The 19,338-nt window shown below is 41.7% G+C and carries 17 protein-coding genes; 9 read left to right on the forward strand and 8 right to left on the reverse strand.

Annotated features, from left to right (window positions below; genetic code table 11):
- Positions 1–236: 236 nt before the first annotated feature.
- Entirely contained in the window at positions 237–1,748 is a 1,512-nt protein-coding gene (gene exaC / locus F986_RS15755) for an acetaldehyde dehydrogenase ExaC (protein ID WP_004696782.1), read from the reverse strand.
- A 198-nt stretch (positions 1,749–1,946) separates the two neighbouring features.
- On the opposite strand from exaC, the gene F986_RS15760 reads away from it, so the two are divergent.
- Positions 1,947–3,122, forward strand: a complete 1,176-nt coding sequence (locus F986_RS15760) for a helix-turn-helix domain-containing protein (protein WP_010326873.1) — start codon at positions 1,947–1,949, stop codon at positions 3,120–3,122.
- A gap of 28 nt (positions 3,123–3,150) precedes the next feature.
- Here F986_RS15760 and F986_RS15765 read toward each other — a convergent pair whose 3' ends face one another.
- Positions 3,151–4,122, reverse strand: a complete 972-nt coding sequence (locus F986_RS15765; RefSeq protein WP_004696785.1) for an alpha/beta hydrolase — start codon at positions 4,120–4,122, stop codon at positions 3,151–3,153.
- Between the two features lie 192 nt (positions 4,123–4,314).
- Positions 4,315–5,526 carry an iron-dependent methanol dehydrogenase gene (mdh, locus tag F986_RS15770; RefSeq protein WP_004696788.1) on the reverse strand — a complete coding sequence of 404 codons (1,212 nt, stop codon included), beginning with the start codon at positions 5,524–5,526 and terminating at the stop codon, positions 4,315–4,317.
- A 239-nt stretch (positions 5,527–5,765) separates the two neighbouring features.
- Here mdh and F986_RS15775 point away from each other — a divergent pair, with 239 nt between their 5' ends.
- From F986_RS15775 to F986_RS15785, 3 genes are all read left to right on the forward strand, one after another.
- Positions 5,766–7,727, forward strand: a complete 1,962-nt coding sequence (locus F986_RS15775; protein ID WP_004696791.1) for a hypothetical protein — start codon at positions 5,766–5,768, stop codon at positions 7,725–7,727.
- 131 nt (positions 7,728–7,858) lie between these two features.
- Positions 7,859–9,574 (forward strand): AAA family ATPase, encoded by a 1,716-nt coding sequence (locus F986_RS15780; protein WP_004696792.1) that lies wholly within the window; start codon positions 7,859–7,861, stop codon positions 9,572–9,574.
- Between the two features lie 101 nt (positions 9,575–9,675).
- Positions 9,676–10,659 carry an ion transporter gene (locus tag F986_RS15785; protein ID WP_004696794.1) on the forward strand — a complete coding sequence of 328 codons (984 nt, stop codon included), beginning with the start codon at positions 9,676–9,678 and terminating at the stop codon, positions 10,657–10,659.
- A gap of 86 nt (positions 10,660–10,745) precedes the next feature.
- Here the strand turns inward: F986_RS15785 and F986_RS15790 are convergent, their stop codons facing one another.
- Positions 10,746–11,966: an MFS transporter gene (locus tag F986_RS15790; RefSeq protein ID WP_004696796.1), complete on the reverse strand. Its 1,221-nt coding sequence runs from the start codon at positions 11,964–11,966 to the stop codon at positions 10,746–10,748.
- Positions 11,967–12,213: 247 nt separating this feature from the next.
- On the reverse strand, positions 12,214–12,672 hold the full coding sequence (locus tag F986_RS15795) for a DUF441 domain-containing protein (RefSeq protein WP_004696797.1): 459 nt from the start codon (positions 12,670–12,672) through the stop codon (positions 12,214–12,216).
- A gap of 135 nt (positions 12,673–12,807) precedes the next feature.
- On the opposite strand from F986_RS15795, the gene F986_RS15800 reads away from it, so the two are divergent.
- Complete coding sequence (locus F986_RS15800; RefSeq protein WP_004696799.1) at positions 12,808–13,542, forward strand: pseudouridine synthase; 735 nt, start codon at positions 12,808–12,810, stop codon at positions 13,540–13,542.
- Between the two features lie 10 nt (positions 13,543–13,552).
- Here the strand turns inward: F986_RS15800 and F986_RS15805 are convergent, their stop codons facing one another.
- The 3 genes from F986_RS15805 to F986_RS15815 all read right to left on the reverse strand — a co-directional run bounded on the left by F986_RS15805 (position 13,553) and on the right by F986_RS15815 (position 15,449).
- Positions 13,553–13,993 (reverse strand): GNAT family N-acetyltransferase, encoded by a 441-nt coding sequence (locus F986_RS15805; protein WP_004696801.1) that lies wholly within the window; start codon positions 13,991–13,993, stop codon positions 13,553–13,555.
- Positions 13,994–14,086: 93 nt separating this feature from the next.
- Positions 14,087–14,422, reverse strand: coding sequence for a type II toxin-antitoxin system RelB/DinJ family antitoxin (locus tag F986_RS15810; protein ID WP_004696803.1), 336 nt, complete (start codon positions 14,420–14,422; stop codon positions 14,087–14,089).
- A gap of 112 nt (positions 14,423–14,534) precedes the next feature.
- On the reverse strand, positions 14,535–15,449 hold the full coding sequence (locus F986_RS15815; protein WP_004696805.1) for a pseudouridine synthase: 915 nt from the start codon (positions 15,447–15,449) through the stop codon (positions 14,535–14,537).
- A gap of 121 nt (positions 15,450–15,570) precedes the next feature.
- Here F986_RS15815 and tsaE point away from each other — a divergent pair, with 121 nt between their 5' ends.
- From tsaE to hfq, 4 genes are all read left to right on the forward strand, one after another.
- A complete protein-coding gene (gene tsaE / locus F986_RS15820) occupies positions 15,571–16,047 on the forward strand; it encodes a tRNA (adenosine(37)-N6)-threonylcarbamoyltransferase complex ATPase subunit type 1 TsaE (protein ID WP_026056383.1) in 477 nt (158 codons plus the stop codon).
- Positions 16,040–17,980 (forward strand): DNA mismatch repair endonuclease MutL, encoded by a 1,941-nt coding sequence (mutL, locus tag F986_RS15825; protein WP_004696810.1) that lies wholly within the window; start codon positions 16,040–16,042, stop codon positions 17,978–17,980. The genes tsaE and mutL overlap by 8 nt, the downstream gene beginning before the upstream one ends.
- 6 nt (positions 17,981–17,986) lie before the next feature.
- Entirely contained in the window at positions 17,987–18,931 is a 945-nt protein-coding gene (miaA, locus tag F986_RS15830; protein ID WP_004696812.1) for a tRNA (adenosine(37)-N6)-dimethylallyltransferase MiaA, read from the forward strand.
- 93 nt (positions 18,932–19,024) lie between these two features.
- A partial coding sequence (hfq, locus tag F986_RS18645; RefSeq protein ID WP_004696813.1) for an RNA chaperone Hfq occupies positions 19,025–19,338 on the forward strand: 314 nt, incomplete at its 3' end.

Genomic DNA, 19,338 nt, shown 5'->3' on the forward strand with positions numbered 1-19,338 from the left:
AAGCTCCATATCTTGAGTTTTTATAGATGGCTTGATGGATGCAATATTTATGCAATTTCAGTACCAAGCGATTAGACGTCCTGTCTAATGTTTATATGACACAGTTTTGAATTATTGTTTTGATGGTTGATGGTTGATGGTTGATGGTTGATGGTTGATGGTTGATGGTGAGAGAGTGTTCAGGGTAACGAATTACCCTAAACACATAGAGAACAGAATACGAATAAGCTAAGTGCTTAGAAGAAGCCCATAGGCTTGGTTGCATAGCTCACAAGTAGGTTTTTAGTTTGTTGGTAATGATCAAGCATCATTTTATGGTTTTCACGACCAATCCCTGACTTTTTATAACCACCGAAAGCGGCATGTGCAGGGTAGATGTGGTAACAGTTGGTCCAAACTCGACCCGCTTGAATTGCACGACCTGCACGGTAAGAAGTATGTGCTGAACGTGACCATACACCAGCGCCTAAACCATAAATAGTGTCGTTGGCAATTTTAATGGCATCGTCAAAGTCTTTAAATGTTGCCACTGAAAGTACAGGCCCAAAAATTTCTTCTTGGAAAATTTTCATGTCATTGGTGCCTTTGAAAATGGTTGGTTCAATATAGAAACCAGAACCCACTTCATTACGCTCACTACCACCTGTCAGTACTTGTGCACCTTCACCACGACCTGTTGCGATACAACCCAAGATTTTCTCTTGTTGTTCCAGTGAAGCTTGCGCACCAATCATCGTTTCTGTATCGAGCGGGTGACCCGTTTTAATGCGTTTCACACGTTCAACTGCCATTTCAAGGAATTTATCTGCGATACTTTCTTGAACTAAAGCGCGTGATGGACAGGTACAGATTTCACCTTGGTTAAGTGCGAACATGGCAAAACCTTCAAGGGCTTTGTCTAAGAACTCATCGTCTTGATCCATAATGTCTTCAAAGAAGATGTTTGGAGACTTACCACCTAATTCCAAAGTCACAGGAATTACGTTTTCAGTGGCATATTGCATGATCATTTGACCCACAGCAGTAGAGCCAGTGAATGCAATTTTAGCAATACGTGGATTGGTTGCGAGTGGACGACCCACTTCAACACCATAACCGTTGACGATGTTTAAAATACCGGGTGGGAGTAAGTCTTGAATGAGTTCAATTAAAACCAAAATACTCGCAGGTGTCTGTTCAGCAGGTTTTAAAACAATACAGTTACCTGCAGCAAGTGCTGGAGCAATTTTCCATGTTGCCATCAAAATTGGGAAGTTCCATGGAATAATTTGTCCTACCACGCCCAAGGGTTCGTGGAAGTGATAGGCAATGGTATCTTCATCAATTTCAGAAATACCACCTTCTTGCGCACGGATACAACCTGCGAAATAGCGGAAATGGTCAATGGCTAAAGGAATGTCCGCTGCGAGCGTTTCACGAATCGGTTTACCGTTGTCCCATGTTTCAGCCACAGCCAATTTTTCTAGATTTTGTTCTAGACGATCTGCAATTTTAAGGAGTAAATTTGAACGTGTAGTTGGAGAAGATTTGTTCCATTGTTCTTTGGCGTTATGCGCAGCATCAAGTGCAAGCTCGATGTCTTCTACAGATGAGCGAGGGACTTTTGTAAAAACTTTACCGTCGACAGGAGAGATATTTTCAAAGTATTCACCTTTTACTGGAGCAACCCACTTGCCACCAATAAAGTTGTCATACTGTGCTTTAAATTCTACTTTAGAACCAGATTGGTTAGGGTCTACATAGCGCATATTGAAGTTCCTTTGCTTATTGATTTTTTAAAAGCATCTACAGCTTTGGTATAAGGTACATCTGTACAATATTTAAGTAGCATAACTAATATAAGGTTGGAAAAAGGTTGGAAGGAAGGAGGTTTACAAGGCTTTGACAAATGTTTACAACCAAGTAATACAGTGGACGTATATCAGGAATTGTTTTGAGAATAAGGAATGATGGCAATGCAACATTTAATACAGAAAAGACAAGAAATAGAAAAGCTTAGAACCAGTAGTAGTATTTCGACGGTACAAGCTGAACAATTGGGAAAAAGTATTGCAAGTTCATGGCAGCGCTCTAACTCCGCAGAAATTCCAAAAGATCGCTTTGCTGCGCCCATTTCTGAAGGTTCTATGTCACAAGGTTCAGCGCTACAACATGCTTTGAGTTACTGTGCAGATGAACTGAGACATATTGCACAGCAGTCTTCGATGGTGGTCGCTGTAGGCGATATTGGTAGTACCATTATTTGGAGTGCGTCCAGCAGACAAATGCGTAATGCGGCAGAAAGTGTACATTTTGTTGAAGGCGGGCAGTGGCGAGAGGAATTGGTGGGGACCAATGCATTGGCCTTGTCCTTAAAAACTCAACAGTCCAGTTGTGTCTTTTCAAATGAACACTATATGAGTTCCATTCATGATTGGGTTTGTTATGCTGCACCAATCATTGACCCTTACTCAAAACACGTCCTTGGGGTGATTGATTTATCCACCACATGGAAAAATCATAATAGCCTTGGTCTACTCGCAGCAGAGCGCTGTGCATCTATCATCCAAACGGCACTCTTAGAATATCAGCGCCAACAATTATATATCCGTGCTTTTGGTGTACCACAAGTACATTTTAATGGCAAAGTGATGGTACTCACACCGCGACAAATTGAAATTTTGACCATCTTGGCGCTGTGCCCACAGGGCATGACTTTAGACACTTTGCATCAGGCTTTATATGGTGAGCGCAAGGTGAGTGTGGGAACACTTAAGGCTGAAATGTCACAATTGCGTGACTTGCTCGGTGGAATGTTGGGATCTCGTCCCTATCGAATTTTGGCGCATATTGAGGCTGATTTTTTACAAGCTGAGCAGGCCTTAGATGCTGCCTATATCGAGACTGCATTGAAGCTGTGTTCAGGGGTTTTACTGCCTAAAACAGAAAGTCCATTTCTATGTGCATGGCGTGACTGCTTGGAGTCACGTTTAAGCAGTGCGATTTTTAAAGCCAATGAAACTGATATGTTGTTTAAACATGTCGCACGTTACCCAGAGGCGATTGATGCTGTTGAGCGACTCATTGAGCTGACACCGGATGGACATCCTGCGCATCAGCTACTTGAGAAATATAAAATTTAAAAATTATGAATTGTGTTGGACGGGTGTATTACGTTAATTTTTGCTCGAGCCACTGGAACAGCTCAGCATAGACTTCGGCACGAACTTCAGGTGCGGAGAGGACTAAGTCGTGTAAACCATTTTGAATGGTCACGACACTGACGTCACCTTGTAAATTTTTGGCCTGCTTTTCAATGTCTTTAACATCTAAAATCACATCACTGGTTTGAGCGGCTGCGCCCCATTTCTTCGGGTTGAGCGTTTGATGTGAATGCATAATGAGTGCAGGAACAGAGAGCTTTAAACCACCGCGATGAATTTCTTTCTGTGCTTCATGGATTGCACGTACAAAGCTGATCCGAACCATAGAATAGCTTGGTTGTTTCCACTCCAAATCAAAGTTCCATTCACCATGCTCGTTTTGATGTAGGCTCGGTACATACCATTTATTCAGTTCACTTGGAAACTTGAGGTCAGGAAAATGCTTTGCGAGTTGACTGAGCTGCGGCACGCCAAGTTTGCGCTTAATGGGATGCATATTAAAATCATAAAAAGGGCTATTGGCCCAAAGTGCTTTGATCAGCGGATGCTTAGGGTTGTGTGCAGCGTATAAAGTCGTGATTAAGCCACCGGTAGAGTGTCCTGCAAGCAGCACCGCAGTATGGCCTTCATTGCCAATGATCTCTAAGGCTTGGGTAATCTCAGCATCATATTCACTGAGATCACGGACGTTATAATATTTTTGATGGCTCAAGTGAGAACGACCATATTTTCTTAAATCGAGCGCATAAAAATCATAACCATGCTGATTAAATTGTTCAGCCATTTCGGTTTGGAAAAAGTAGTCAATAAAACCATGGATATACAGCACAGCTTTTTGAGTATTTTGCGGTGCTTTTTTGCGTACGAGGGTTGCGCATACAGCACCTTCATAATCGTCTGGAAAACTGAGTTTTAATTGTTCATAGCCTTCACCGAGGACATCAGTTGTATACGCAGGATGAGTCTGAGTTGCTGACATAATTTGCTCTGGTTGTTATTGTCATGAGTTTTCTTATCCTTGATGAAGTGCAAAACTTTGTCAACCACAAATAAAAAAAGACAATTTAAGTGCACAGGTAAGCAAGGATTAGGCTTACCTGAATGAAACAGTATGGACGTCTGTTTCATTCCACTTAAATTGTCAAAGCAAACTAAAAGTTAAGGAGAGAACTTAGACCGCTGCTTTAAAATCGACCACTGAAGTACCTGATTTGAGTGCAGCTTTGAAGATGTCGACCACTTGAGCATGGTTTGCTTTACGTGGGTTCGTCAGCATGCAGGCATCTTTTTGCGCATTTTCAGACATAACACCCAAATCTTGCTCTTTCACACCAAGTTCAGATAAGCTCGATGGAATACCAATCGATGCAGATAGTTCACGAATTGCGTCAATGGCAGCATATCCAGCTTCTGTCACAGTTAAACCTGTGATGTTAACTCCCATCAGTTCAGCAATTCGTGCATAACGGTCAGGGCAGGCAATTAAATTGAACTCACAGACGTGTGGAAGTAGGACTGCATTACATACGCCGTGAGGTAGGTTATAGAAGCCACCGAGTTGGTGAGCCATCGCATGGACATAACCTAGAGATGCATTGTTAAATGCCATACCTGCTAAATATTGTGCATAACTCATGGCATCACGCGCTTCTAAGTTTTCACCGTTCGCAACGGCTGGACTTAACCATTCGCTAATCATTGAAATAGCTTTTTCAGCACAGGCATCAGTGATTGGGTTTGCGGCTGTTGAAACATAAGCTTCTACTGCATGGGTTAAAGCATCCATACCTGTTGCTGCTGTTAAGCTTGCAGGTTTTGCAATCATCAGTTTAGGGTCATCAATTGCAATTAGTGGAGTGCAGCGCCAGTCTACAATTGCCATTTTTACATGGGTATCTGTATTGGTAATAATACAGAAGCGTGTCATTTCTGACGCTGTACCTGCCGTGGTGTTGATGGCAATAAGAGGGGTCATTGGAACCGTACTTTTATCGATCCCTTCGTAGTCACGAATATGACCACCACCCGCAGTCACGAGTCCAATACCTTTAGCGCAGTCATGGGAAGAACCACCACCTAAGGACACAATAAAGTCACAACCTTGTTCGTTATACGCAGTCACGCCGTTGTGGACATTGATGTCAGTTGGGTTCGGTTCTGCACCTGGGAAGATGTGGCTATCAACACCTGCATCTTTGAGATATCCTGCAATGGTGTCGGCTACGCCAAATTTAAATAAACCTGCGTCGGTTACAATCAGTGCTTTCTTTGCACCGAGGTTTTGTGCTTTACCACCAATTTCTTTGGCACAGCCTGGGCCAAAAAGTGAAACACAAGGGATATAAAAACCGTTCGTTTGATCTGCAATATTTTTAAAAGCCATGGTGCGATTCCTTCTACCATTATTTATGTTGTTATCGGTGCTCATTACCGTTTTTAGAGTATCGAATGATTCAAAAAACTTGTGTACCTACCAAATACCTACCATGAGTAAGGGAATGAGGAAAAATGGCTTCACCGAACAAAATGGCTATCGATAAAAGGCATAGCCTGTGGTTCAGGATTTGTTTATATTGGTTTTGAAGTTGTGGTGAAAATAGCCAAATTCAAAGAGGAAAAGCCGTGGAGCAAAACGATAAGCTTAAGCAATATCAAAGTCTTGCTATACAGTTAAGACAAGTTGTTCCGAGTATTCAGCAGCTTCATCACGAGCAGTCCACTTTTCTATCTACACTCAATGTGCAAAACGTTTTAAGTGTCGAGGCAAAAACACAACGGATCCAAATTTTAAATCATTGTTTTCATATTCAGTTTTATGCGCCAGCTGAACAGGTGGAGCTGTGTGTCCCGCAGTTTATTTATCAAGGACACTATGCAGAAGCGCTAGAAGAGTTTTGTTTACACGACATTGTGTTTTTAGTGGGTGATCAATCTCCACAACATTCTTTGTATTTGCGCAATAAAGTTAAACAGCTGCGTCAGCTGATTCTTCAACAGGTGTTTGTTTTGTTCGATGGGCCGAGTCGCGTGCAAACGATTTTAACTGAAATAAGGGAAACGCAATCAGAACTCTTTCAACAGTTATGCCAGCAAGTTGAATTCAATGCAGCTGATCCAGCTTCTGAGCGAAGTTTGCTGGCCGAGTTGCAGCGCTTATGCTGCTTAGATGCAGATCAGGCGGAAGATATTTTACCCTTACAGTCTTTGATGAATAGTTATGATGAGCTGTGTTGTAGTGCCAATCAATTCTTAGAACCACATGTTTATCGCATTATACAAACGGCATTTCCTGAACGGTTTTCTTTACAGGAGTTGATGGATCATACGCACGACATTCACTTGTTATATCCGCATGCTAAAGAGCAGTCCCATATGCTCGGCTTTGTGCGGCTTATGCATCGGGATCTTTGGTTATCGCGTGATTTGTTGTCAAAGCAGCATTTTTTAAAAACTAAAACCAAGCTATGGCAAAAGAAGGTCGCAAAACTCCCAATTTTTGATGAAAGCCGTACCGTAAATTGGTTATTCAAACAAAAAGCGGTGGTGACAGACTGGGTGAGTCAAAATATTCAGCACAGTAGTATACGCGTTGCCGTAACGGCTTTAAGTTATCTCGATACGCAGTCTTATCATCCTGAAATTATTGTCACGACTTTAAAGTACTTCCAACATGTCGCGGCGCGTTTATTTATACAAAGTTGCTATGAACATGCCTTACAACAGCATTGGTTTGAGCTTGAGACCAACCAGCATGTGGTCTTAAAAAATAGACGCCAAGATATGGATGATCAGCGGATAGCGATCAGCCCGTCTATTTTGTATTTAGATGAATGGCTCGAACTGCTGCGCCGTGTGGTCGAACAACAGCCCGAATGGGGGAAACGGGTTTACATAAAATTGAGTCGTGTAATGCAGGCCTATATTCAGCATTTAGATAAAATTGTGCAGGAACTTCCTGAAGACTTAGTGATTTATTTTAGCGAAGATAAGCAACAACACCGTGATTTTTATCTTCAGTTAAAGCAACATAAACTGCATATTGAAAGCTTTCGACAGTTGTTTTATTTAAATCGGCCCCCTTTACGAATTTCGGTGTTTGATGCTTATGTGCGTGATTATTTGCCTGAACATTTCGAGACGCAAAAGGAGGTTTTAAAAAATGTCACATGGAAGAGCCTATTTCATCAGGCCGTGCAGTGGCATGATCAATTGCATAGCCAAGAGTTACTTGCGGAACTGAAACGAAAGCTTGGGTGTGTCTCATGGCAACCAATCAGTCATGAGGCTTATTATTTTATTGAGAGTTGGGTGTTTGAGGAGCTGAAAGATATTGATCGCATCATTGCTGAGTCACGTCGCTTTCAACATTGCTTAGCAGCCAGTTTTGCTGAGCGAATTATTGTGCGCGAATATGCTGCATTTCATATGAGTCATACCGACGCACAGCGACATTTGACGCTCGCTTGTCATTATATTGCAGGGCAACTGTTATTTGATCAGCTTGAATATCCAAATAACCAAAAAGCGCTACCCGATGATGTTGTCGTCGCTGAACAATTCATTGTCATGCTGAATCAAACCTAATAACCAAGCTCTTAAAATTTAAACAACAATGGACCTAATTTGTCGCACATCATTTACTGTGTGACGAGATCTGCTTAACTTTTTTGCAAAAACTCGGTAGGCTATAGCCGTTCATCAATGGTATAGGTCTTATGAAGCAAGAAACTGCACTCAAACTCTTAAAAGCGGGCGAAAATGTCTTTTTAACCGGTTCCGCTGGTGCAGGAAAAACCTATACGCTGAACCAATACATTAACTATTTAAAAGCCCGTAAAGTGCCTGTGGCGATTACAGCTTCTACAGGTATTGCCGCGACGCATATGAATGGCATGACCATTCATACTTGGGCCGGTATAGGGATTAAAGATGCCTTGGGGGAAGATGAACTCAAACGCATGAAAGAACGTAAATACTTAAAAGAGCATTTAGAAAATGCCCAAGTCTTAATCATCGATGAAATTTCGATGCTACATGCTAAGCAACTCAATTTGGTCAATAAAGTCCTCAAGTTCTTTAAAGAAAGTGAAGAGCCGTTTGGCGGGATTCAAGTGATCGTTGCAGGTGATTTCTTCCAGTTACCGCCAGTCGGTAAAAATGAAGAACGCAATCGCGATAAATTCTGTTTTATGTCTGATGCTTGGGTGGAAGCTAAATTTCGCGTGTGTTATTTGACTGAGCAGCACCGTCAGGGCAATGATTATCTCAATGATATTTTAAATGCCATTCGTGGTCAGAGTATTAACTCTGAGCACTTGCAGGCTTTACAAGCCACACGTCAGCAAGATATTGGAGAAACCTTTACACGTCTATATACGCATAATATGGACGTGGACACCATCAACTTCAAACATCTGAATGAAATTGAAAATGAAGGCCGACAGTTTGAGGCGGTGTGTGATGGCAATGACAAGCTTATTGAAACGTTAAAGTCTTCTGTGCGTGCACCTGAAAATTTAACCCTCAAGAAAAATGCCAAAGTAATGTTTGTAAAGAACAACTTTGATGTGGGCTATATCAACGGTAGCTTAGGCGAAGTGGTGGGCTTTGAAGAAGATGATGACTTTGGGATCTTGCCGAAAGTCAAACTGACTGATGGCACGGTACTGGTGGTCGAGCCTGAAACGTGGTCAGTGGACAATGATGCAGGTAAAACCATTGCCAGTTTTCAGCAAATTCCATTGCGTTTGGCATGGGCCATCACCATCCATAAGTCACAAGGGATGACTTTAGCGGCAGCGGAAATTAATCTTAGTCATACTTTTGAAAAAGGACAGGGCTATGTGGCTTTGTCGCGCTTAAAGACTTTGGACGGTTTAAGGTTATTGGGTTTTAATGAACAAGCCTTGGAGTTAGATAGTCTTGCCATTAAGGCAGACCGCCGCTTCCAAGAACTATCCGATGAAGCCGAAACACATTTCGAGGCCATTGATCTTGAGCCACAGCACAAGGCCTTTATCCGTCACTGTGGCGGAACGCTCAATGAAATTGAGATTGAGCGAAATGAAAAGAAAATTGCTCGTAATGCAGGTAAAGCCAACTATGCCTCTGCAACACTCGATGAAACACGTGAATTGTTTGAAGGTGGTTATGAAATTGCAGATATCGCACAAGAGCGCGGTTTGACGGCTGCAACTATTATCAACCATTTGGCAAAGTTGCATAAAGAGCAAGGCTTGGATATTTCCGTGGCACATCCTGGAGAAGAAGTAGTTGAGCAAGTGCGGAAAATTTATAAACGCTTAATGAAGCGTCAGCAAACAGAACACTTTAGCGAAGATGGTGCGATTAAGCTTCGTCCTATTGTGGAACTGACCAATCCACGTATGGGCTATGACCAAGTTCGTTTAGCGCTGTTATATATTGAATAACATCTTAAAAGTAGGGCGTTTCGTGCAGAAATTTCTTACTTACATTGCCCAGAACTTCAGTTAAACTGAATTTTAAGGGATAAGAATAACTTAGAATCGTAATGAAATTGACAGCTTGGTACACGCTACGCAAATTTGTTTATAACAATTTGCATAATGAGGATTATGAGACGCCCTTAAGTCGAGGGTTAAACTATTTTCTGATTGCACTGATTATGAGTAATGCTGCTGCGGTCTTGCTGGAGTCGGTGCAAAAGTACTATGTGTTGTATCAAGACTTTTTCTATTATTTTGAAATCTTTTCTATTGTCGTTTTTAGCGTCGAATATCTCTTACGTTTTTGGTCAATTGCTGAATCTAATAGTTTTGAGTCGGATTGGAAAAACCGCCTAAATTGGGTCAAAAGTGGTGGGGCGATTATCGACCTCTTGGCTATTCTACCTGCGTATTTAAACTTCTTTGTTCAGTTCGATTTGCGATTCTTAAGAATTGTTCGTCTGCTGCGACTTCTCAAGTTAACCCGCTATTTTGTCTCGCTACAAATTTTATTACGAGTCATCGAGCGCGAAAAAGGCTCATTTCAAGCAGTTATTTTCATCTTAATGATTATGATCATTATGGCGGCTGCGGGGGTATATTTGATTGAAAGTCAGGCACAACCTGAAGTTTTTAGCTCTATTCCAGCTTCAATGTGGTGGGCCGTAGTCACACTGACCACCGTGGGGTATGGTGATGTGACACCTATTACGCCGCTAGGACGCTTTTTGGGTGCGATTATTACCATCTTAGGGGTAGGTTTAGCGGCATTGCCTGCGGGTATTTTAGCCAATGGTTTAGCCAATGAACTTGAGCAGCGTAAAGAAAAACTTGAACTCAGATTTCGAGAACTAATCCAAAATAGCGATATTGATTTTGTTTTAGAAACAGAAAAAATTGAAGAAGTTCGTAAAGAAGTTGGGCTGACCAAAGAGCAAACACACGATATTATTTTACAGCTCATTCGTGAACAAAAAGAAGAATCTTTAAGGCAAGAGCGTGAGCAATATGCCTATTGTCCACACTGTGGGAAGAAACTACCTGAATAAATCGGTGTAAAAAGGCATGTGAAAAACGTTAAAATTGTACATTTATACACATGCCTTACTTTATCTGAATAGAAATCTAGATTGGTCTAACAAGTCTGATTTGCATCACTTTTACATGCGGATATCGACTTTTTCTCATGCTGAAAAGCCACCAGCAAAATAATTAGCCCACCCAAACTTAGTAGAACCCCGACCCATATTGGAGCTAACCAACCTAAACCTTGGCTAATTAACCAGCCGCCCAGGAAGGCACCAAAAGCATTGGCAATATTAAATGCAGAGTGATTCAGCGAAGCAGCTAAGCCTTGTGCATTGCCAGCGACATCCATTAATCGGGTTTGTAGTAAAGGCCCCAAACCTGCAATACTGAAGCTGACTAAGAAGAGTGCAATAAAAGCAGTGGCAAGGTGATCCATAGATAAAGCACAAAGTACATAAGAGCAGGCATTGGAAACTAAGACCCAAATAATCGCCTTGTTTAAGTTTTTATCGGCAAAGTGTCCTGCGACTATACCACCGATGACTAACCCTAAGCCAATACACGCCAGCGCAAACGGAATGACTTGAATGCTGGCATGGGTATATTCAGTCAAAATAGGCGATACATAACTATATACAGAGAATAGTCCACCAAATCCAATTGCACCGACAGCAAGCGTGATCCACATTTGTGTGTTTTTAAGTCCACGCAGTTCATTTTGAATGCTGGCTGTGTGATCCAGCTGCATTTTAGGTAGGCCAAAACAAATCGCGACCACGGTCAAAAATGCGATAGATGCAGAAAACTCAAAACCTGCACGCCAACCATACAGCTGACCCAGCCATGTCGCAAAAGGCACACCAATCACGGTCGCGACATTCAGCCCCATCATGAGCATGGCGACAGCCGAAGCGCGCTTTTGCTTTCCTGCAAACTCTGCAACCACCAAAGCGGCAATACCAAAGTAAGCGCCGTGAGGGAAACCTGCAATAAAACGTGAGATCAACATAGACTCATAGCTGTTTGCGAGTGCTGTACTGGCATTGGCGATACCATAAAACAGCATGAGGCCAATTAAGAGTGTTTTACGCGGAACTTTTGCGGCCAGAATGGCAATCACAGGCGCGCCAATAGTTACACCCAAAGCATAGGCACTAATGAAATGCCCTGTGACAGGAATACTGAGTTTGAAACTGTGTGAGATCTCTTGGATGAGTCCCATCGCAACGAACTCAGTAGTCCCAATACAAAAACCACCGAGTGCCAATGCCAAAATAATGACAGATAAGTGGCTTGTTGGTGAGATGCTATTTTCTTGAGAGGACATAAATACAGGAGAAAATGAAAAGTATTATACGTTCTTTATCACATGAAAATTTGGTTGTTCAAAAAAGTTATAAGTGAACTAAGCAACCATAACATTCATACGAACCCTGAAGATGCTGCACGATGAATATTTATTCATAGTGCTATATTGAGTGGACATTCTATAAAAAGAAGTCAAATTTAAAGGCAGCAAATACAGATTAATTCGACCTAGCTTGAGAATTTGGATTTTTTTTGTATTCGCTAGGCTAGGGTTGTCCTGTACCAATGATTAGGGTAAGTAAACCAGCTGCAATGAGTGGGCCGACTGGGACGCCACGTAGTAAAGCAACTCCTGCAACGGTTCCGACCAGCAAGCCTGCAACAACATCAGGTTGGTTAGACATCAGTTTTACGCCGCGCCCGCCTAACCATGCAACCAAAACACCAATGGCGATAGCAAGTAATGATTTAACACTTAAAAAAGATTTAAAAATACTTTCACCGCTAATTCTACCACTTGCAATAGGTACCAAAACTGCAATGGTTAAAATGATAATCCCGATATTTAATCCATGTTGTTGAATTAGAGGAAAGTATTCACTCAGTGGCGTCATCCGTAAAATAATGAGTACTGCCGCAGCAATGGTTACCGCAGAGTTGTGACTGAAAATACCGCAAGCCAGCAGGATTAGGAGGACAATCAGGTTCAAATCTAAGTTCGGCATAGGGGAGAGACTGGTCAAAAAAACATGTGCATTGTAACGTTTTTTTAGCCACTCTGCCGAATGATCCGAGTCCTTTGATTGATGTTCCTGTATTTAAGTATAAAATGAGCCTTTATTTAAAAATGTGGTGTGCTGATGCTGTTGGAAAAAATGTTGCAGTCGCAAGGATTTGGTTCGCGAAAGCATTGCCAACAGTTGATTAAAAATGCAGTCATTGAAATTGATGGGCAAATCATTACTGACCCTAAACATAAACTCAAATTGGATGCTCTGCACTACAAGGTACATGGCGAGAGCTTTGAATACCGTGAAAAAGTCTATATCGCCTTAAACAAACCTGAAGGCTATGAATGTTCACATCAGGCGACACATCATTTTAGTGTTTTTGATTTGTTTGACGATGTGCTCTTGAATCGTGGTATTCAGTGTGTAGGTCGTCTAGATCAAGACACCACAGGTTTATTGTTACTCACCGATGATGGTCAGTTTTTACAAGCGCTGACACACCCTAAAAAGCATGTGGCAAAAGAGTATCGCATGAAAACGGCCGACCCTGTTACAGATGAGCAAGTTCAGCAGCTGGAGCAAGGGGTTGAACTGCGAAATGAAAAAGGGAGTTTTGCTGCAACAGATGTAAAACGCTTAGCTGAATGTGAACTGCAAATGACCGTGCATCAGGGGGTATATCATCAAGTGAAACGTATGCTTGCGGCAGTGGGAAATAAAGTTGAGAGCTTGCATCGTCAGCAAATTGGAGCGCTCGACTTAACGGAGATACCAGATTTAGTCGAGGGACGTTGGATCTATTTAAATGCTGAACAAGTGGCTTTAGCCAAGACACGCAATGATCTTGAGAGTGAAGGTCTTTAGACGTTGAATGCTATAGAAAGCAATGATAGGTCTTAAACTCATTATCCGCTACAAAGCCCATGGCTTCATATAAGCTGTGGGATTGATAATTATTTTTTTGCGTTTCAAGCGTAATACGAATGGCTTTTTCGTGTCGCGCAAACAAAATAGCGGTATCGATCAATTGTTTTGCTGAGCCATGGCGACGATGCGGTGGAGAAACATAAACATCATCTAAAATATAGTAAGTTGCGCAGGCCACAGAAGAAAAACCTAAATACAGCAGCACAAAACCTGTAATCACATCGTCTTTGACATGAATGAAGATGACGCTTTGTTCGTTTTCAAGGCGAAGTTTAAGGAACTTTTGGGAAAGTGCTAAATTGGAAGATGCACCATAAAATTGGCGATATTCATCAAATAATACAGCAAGTTTTTCTAAGTCTTCTAAAGTGGCACGTCTAACGATCATGTATTACTCCATGCTGTATTTATAATGTTTACATGAAGCATACCTAAGTTTTGAAAGGGATATTTCTAAAATTTGTTTAGAAATGCAACACTGTTAAGTTTTGTCACTTTCTCCCAAAATTGCCGCTAATTCCTCAAAAAGATCAATATGTTCATCGTCTGCAAATAAATCATTGGTTGCAGTTGAGTCTGCACTGGTGATGTGTTCAACCGCTTTTTGTTCTTGCTTGAGTTTACGTAGTTTAATCAGTTGTTCAAGATTGATGTTCTGGTTTTCAATTGAAAAAGGGATGGATTTGGTTAAAACCACTTGTTTGAAGAACAAACGAACGGCTTGCGCAGGCGTAATTCCCAGTTGTTTAAACACCGCAAAAGCTTGTTTCTTTTCTTGGGAATCGAGTCGAATTTGATAGACTTCTGTTTTTCTCATGATTTTTTAAATAATTTGAACGACTTAAGGGTAGAAGTTATTTTAATCAATTTCATTGTAATTTCAATATTCATACAATGGAATTTTAAATTATTTTGTAATGACAAGCAGATTACAATGTCAATTCAGAATTGGAGCTAAACTGCATAAGCTGTTGAGTTACTGGATCTTTAAATGAAAGATGCTTAGCTAATAGCTGTAAAGGCTGACTAAAATCATCGTCGGCTTTATGTACAACTTTAGGATAGAACGGATCATTTTTAATCGGAAGACCTAAGAAGTTGAGGTGTACACGGAGTTGATGTTGCTTCCCTGTCTCGGGTTTAAGCTCATATTTTGCCCATGTTTCATCATGTTCTAAAAGCAAGATCTCAGTTTCACTGTTCGGTGCTTCGTCTAGGACTTGCATGGTGTAGAACGGTTCACCTTTTTGCATATGCAGTTTTACTATGCGTGGAAATTTGAGTTCGCGGTTAAACGGTGCAATCGCATGATAGGTTTTTTGAACCTGTCGATCTGCAAACATTTGCTGATACAGCCCTCGACTGTGAATACATTTGGAAAACATCACTAAGCCAGCGGTTTCACGGTCAAGGCGGTGGATGGGCGTTAAATGCTCAATACCTGTTTGTTTTTTCAGGCGCACCAATAGGGTTTGTTGAACATATTGCCCCGTTGGACTGATGGTCAAAAAGTGCGGCTTATCCACCACTAATAAATGATCGTTTTCAAATAAAATGTCATGCTGAAATGGCACTTCAATTTCATGCGCTAAAAAGCGGTAATAAAACACATGCTGATTTTCAAGATATGCCGAATCTGTATGGAGGATATTACCTACAGCGTCATAGACCAAGCCATCATGAAAGCGTTGCTGCCACTCAGTTGCTTCAATATGCGGAAATTGGTCAGATAAATACGCCAATAAGGTGTGCGGAGCGGGTGTCAATTTAGGCAGAAACACTTTACTTGCGCTCACGCCATTGAGCATGGGAGGGCAAAATTCAGCAGGTTTTATGTTGAGCATGATGTGCAGGCAATATGTAATCGGTTGGCGCAGTTAAATATGAGATTTCAAGCTTGTGGCTTGGGCATTTTGTGAGTCCAGTGCTATCATAATTGTTCTTTTGTCACTTGTCGTGAGTATTATGCAGTATTCATTTAATTTAACGCTCAATAATGAACAAGATACCCAAAATTTAGCGCAAATTTTGGCACAGCATTTTACGACGGGTGTAGTGTATTTGATTGGGGATTTGGGTGCGGGTAAAACCACGCTAACACGACACTATTTACAGCATTTAGGCCATCAAGGTTCCGTGAAAAGCCCAACCTATACCTTGGTTGAACCTTACCAAGTTCAAGGGCGTGATATTTTCCATTTTGACTTGTATCGTTTAAATGATCCGTATGAACTGGAGCTAATGGGCATTCGTGACTATTTGGAAACGCCCAATGCATTGTTTTTGTTTGAATGGCCGTCTAAAGGGGGCGATGAGATCCCTGAGGCGGACTTAATTATTGATATTCAAAAATCGGAAGATGAACTGACACGGTCTGCTACCTTAAGTTTCCATTCAGTAGCATTATTACAAGCTTTAGAGAGCCAATTAAACAATGCGTGATGATTTAAAGATACGCCGTATTCATACTTTGAATCCTGCTTTAGCCAACCAAATTGCAGCAGGTGAAGTCATTGAGCGTCCAGCGTCTGTGGTCAAAGAGTTACTTGAAAACTCGATTGATGCAGGTGCGACAGAGCTGATTATTCGGGTAGAGCAAGGCGGCAGTACTTTAATTGAAATCATGGACAATGGTCGAGGGATTCACGCTGAAGACCTCTCTTTGGCGGTAATGCGACATGCGACCAGTAAAATCCAAACCGCTGAAGATTTACATGCAATTGTCAGTTTAGGCTTTCGCGGAGAGGCATTGGCTTCTATTGCAGCGGTGTCGCGTTTAACCTTGACCAGTAGTCAAGCGGATGATGGAATTGGTTATCAAGTTGAAGTCAATGGAACTGCATTTGACCATCAAGAGATTCAGGCTGTAGCTGCACCGAAAGGTACGCATATTCGGGTACAAGATTTATTTTTCAATGTGCCCGCACGTCGAAAATTCCTCAAAAAACCTGGCACAGAGTTTGGTCATATTGAGGAAATCGTCCGGCGTTTAGCGCTGACGCATTTCGATATTCGTTTTGTGCTTGAACATAATCAAAGCATCAAACTGAACTTGCCGATTGCAGATAGTGGTGAGCTACGTTTTCAGCGCGTACAACAGTTGCTAGGGCGTGCATTTACTGAAAATGCTTATTGGATGGATGCAGATAGCATCAATATGCGTTTAACAGGTTGGTTGGGGCATCCCTCTGATGCGCGGGCTCAGGCTGACTTGCAGTATGTTTATGTGAATGGTCGAATTGTTAAAGATAAAACCATCTCTCATGCGCTGCGTATGGCTTATGATGGTATTTTGCATGGACATCAGCATGCGGGTTATTTGCTTTTTCTGGAAGTCGACCCCGAAAATATTGATGTCAATGTACATCCGACCAAACATGAAATTCGCTTTTTGAATCAACGTGAAGTACATGAATTTGTACGTCATTATGCCAAAGAGACTTTATCGCAGTTTCAAACGGCAACTGCAGATTTATCTGATGCAATGAAGGTTGCAGAGAATCAAGCTTTGATGTCTGTGCAGCCTCGCTATCAAGAGCCTTTGCAGTTGCATCGTCGTGTTGAGCCTGAACAAACTGGTGAGCAAGCTCCATCGGATGTGCTCACTGACTTTGGTTCAAATCAACCGCAAGGCGTCCATTATTCGGCGCAACCTTCACGCTATCAGGGCTCACAACAGCTCAATAATGCCTTGCAAAGCTATTTAGCACCTCTACGTGATACATCATCTGGTGTTGATCAAGCTCAGCCTTTGGCTGATTTTGCAGTGCAAAGCCCTAAAGTCGATGAACATCCGTTGGGAATTGCAATTGCACAATTACATGGTATTTATGTGCTGGCTCAAAATACAGAAGGGCTGATTATTGTTGATATGCATGCAGCGCATGAGCGTATTCTGCTACAGCAAATGAAGTCAGCATGGGATAAACCGGAGTTTTGGACTTCTCAGCAGTTACTCATTCCCAAAGTGATTAATATCACGCGGATGCAAGCGACACGAGTGGAAGAACTCAAAGATCAATTGGCGCGTTTAGGTCTTGAAATTGATCAATATGGCGATGAGCAGGTCATTGTTCGTGGTGTGCCTGCAATTTTACATAAAGCCAATTTTGAGGCGCTGGTACCTGAATTACTGAACGATTTGGATCCAAATGATGAAGCGCAGGGCTTACTGCAAAAGCGTGATCAAATTCTAGCGGGTATGGCCTGTCATGGTGCTGTTCGCGCGCATCGCATTTTGGGTCTTTCTGAAATGAATGCTTTGCTTCGTCAAATGGAACAAACTGAATTTGCCAGCCAATGTAACCATGGTCGCCCAACTTGGCGTGCGTTTCCATTGGCTCAACTAGATAAGCTTTTTGCTCGAGGAGAGTAGTTGTACATGTCAACTCAATTGCCGGTCATCAATTTAATGGGGCCAACTGCAAGTGGTAAAACTGCTTTGGCATGTCAGCTCTATGAGCAAGGAAATTTTGAACTGATATCTGTAGATTCAGCATTGGTCTTTAAGGATATGGATATTGGTACAGCAAAGCCGACCAAAGAAGAGTTACTGCAATATCCACATCACCTTATCGATATTATTAGCCCATTAGAAGTCTACTCGGCTGCAAACTTTGTTGAAGATGCATGTGGTCTAATTGATGATATGCATGCACGAGGTAAAACCCCGATTTTGGTGGGTGGAACTATGCTCTATTTCAAGGCACTTTTAGAAGGTCTTTCAAGCAATTTACCGAGCGCAGATTATGCTGTTCGTGCTGAAATAGAAGCTAAAGGTGAAAGTGAGGGTTGGTCTGCGGTCTATGCTGAATTATGTAGTGTGGATCCACTGGCGGGCGAAAAATTTAAAGTGAGTGATAAACAACGTATTATTCGCGCTTTAGAAGTTTACAAGTTGACAGGGCAGCCCATTACTAAACTTCAAGCTGAACAGCCTAAAAACGTGCCTTATCGCTATAATTTTCATAATTATGCTTTGATGCCAGACCGTGCCGAATTGCACCAAAGAATTGCACAACGCTTGAAAATTATGTGGGACATCGGATTTTTGAATGAAGTGGAAGCACTTATGAAAAAATACGATTTAGATGAAAATTTACCCTCTATGCGCTCAGTTGGGTATCGACAAGCACTCGAATTTTTACAGAAAGGAGATAAAACAGTCGAAAAACAACGTGAAATGGAGGATAAAGCACTTTTTGCGACACGACAACTTGCCAAACGTCAATACACTTGGTTAAGATCTTTGCAAGAGGCACATAAATTTACAACGTATTCTACTATCACGCAGGCACAAGAAGACTTGCGAAACTGCTACGGATAAAGCAAAATTTAGCTACTATCTTTTTTATAATTTTTAATTGAAAAATAAAGATAGTTTTTTGCGCTGATTTTTAAATTTTTTTGGAGTTATAACATGTCTAAAGGTCAAACTTTGCAAGATCCGTTCTTAAATTCTCTCCGTAAAGAACGTATTCCTGTCTCTATCTTCCTTGTAAACGGTATTAAGTTACAAGGTCATATTGAATCTTTCGACCAATATGTTGTTTTATTAAAAAATACAGTAAGCCAAATGGTTTACAAGCATGCAATTTCTACAGTTGTTCCTGCACGTAACCCGCGTCCTGCTGGTGCACCTGCTGGCGCTGGTCAACAAGGTAGCTTTGGCGGTCAACAAGGCGGCTTTGGCGGTCAACAAGGCGGCTTTGGCGGTCAACAAGGCGGCTTTGG

This window comes from Acinetobacter johnsonii CIP 64.6 (assembly GCF_000368045.1).
Lineage (GTDB): Bacteria > Pseudomonadota > Gammaproteobacteria > Pseudomonadales > Moraxellaceae > Acinetobacter > Acinetobacter johnsonii.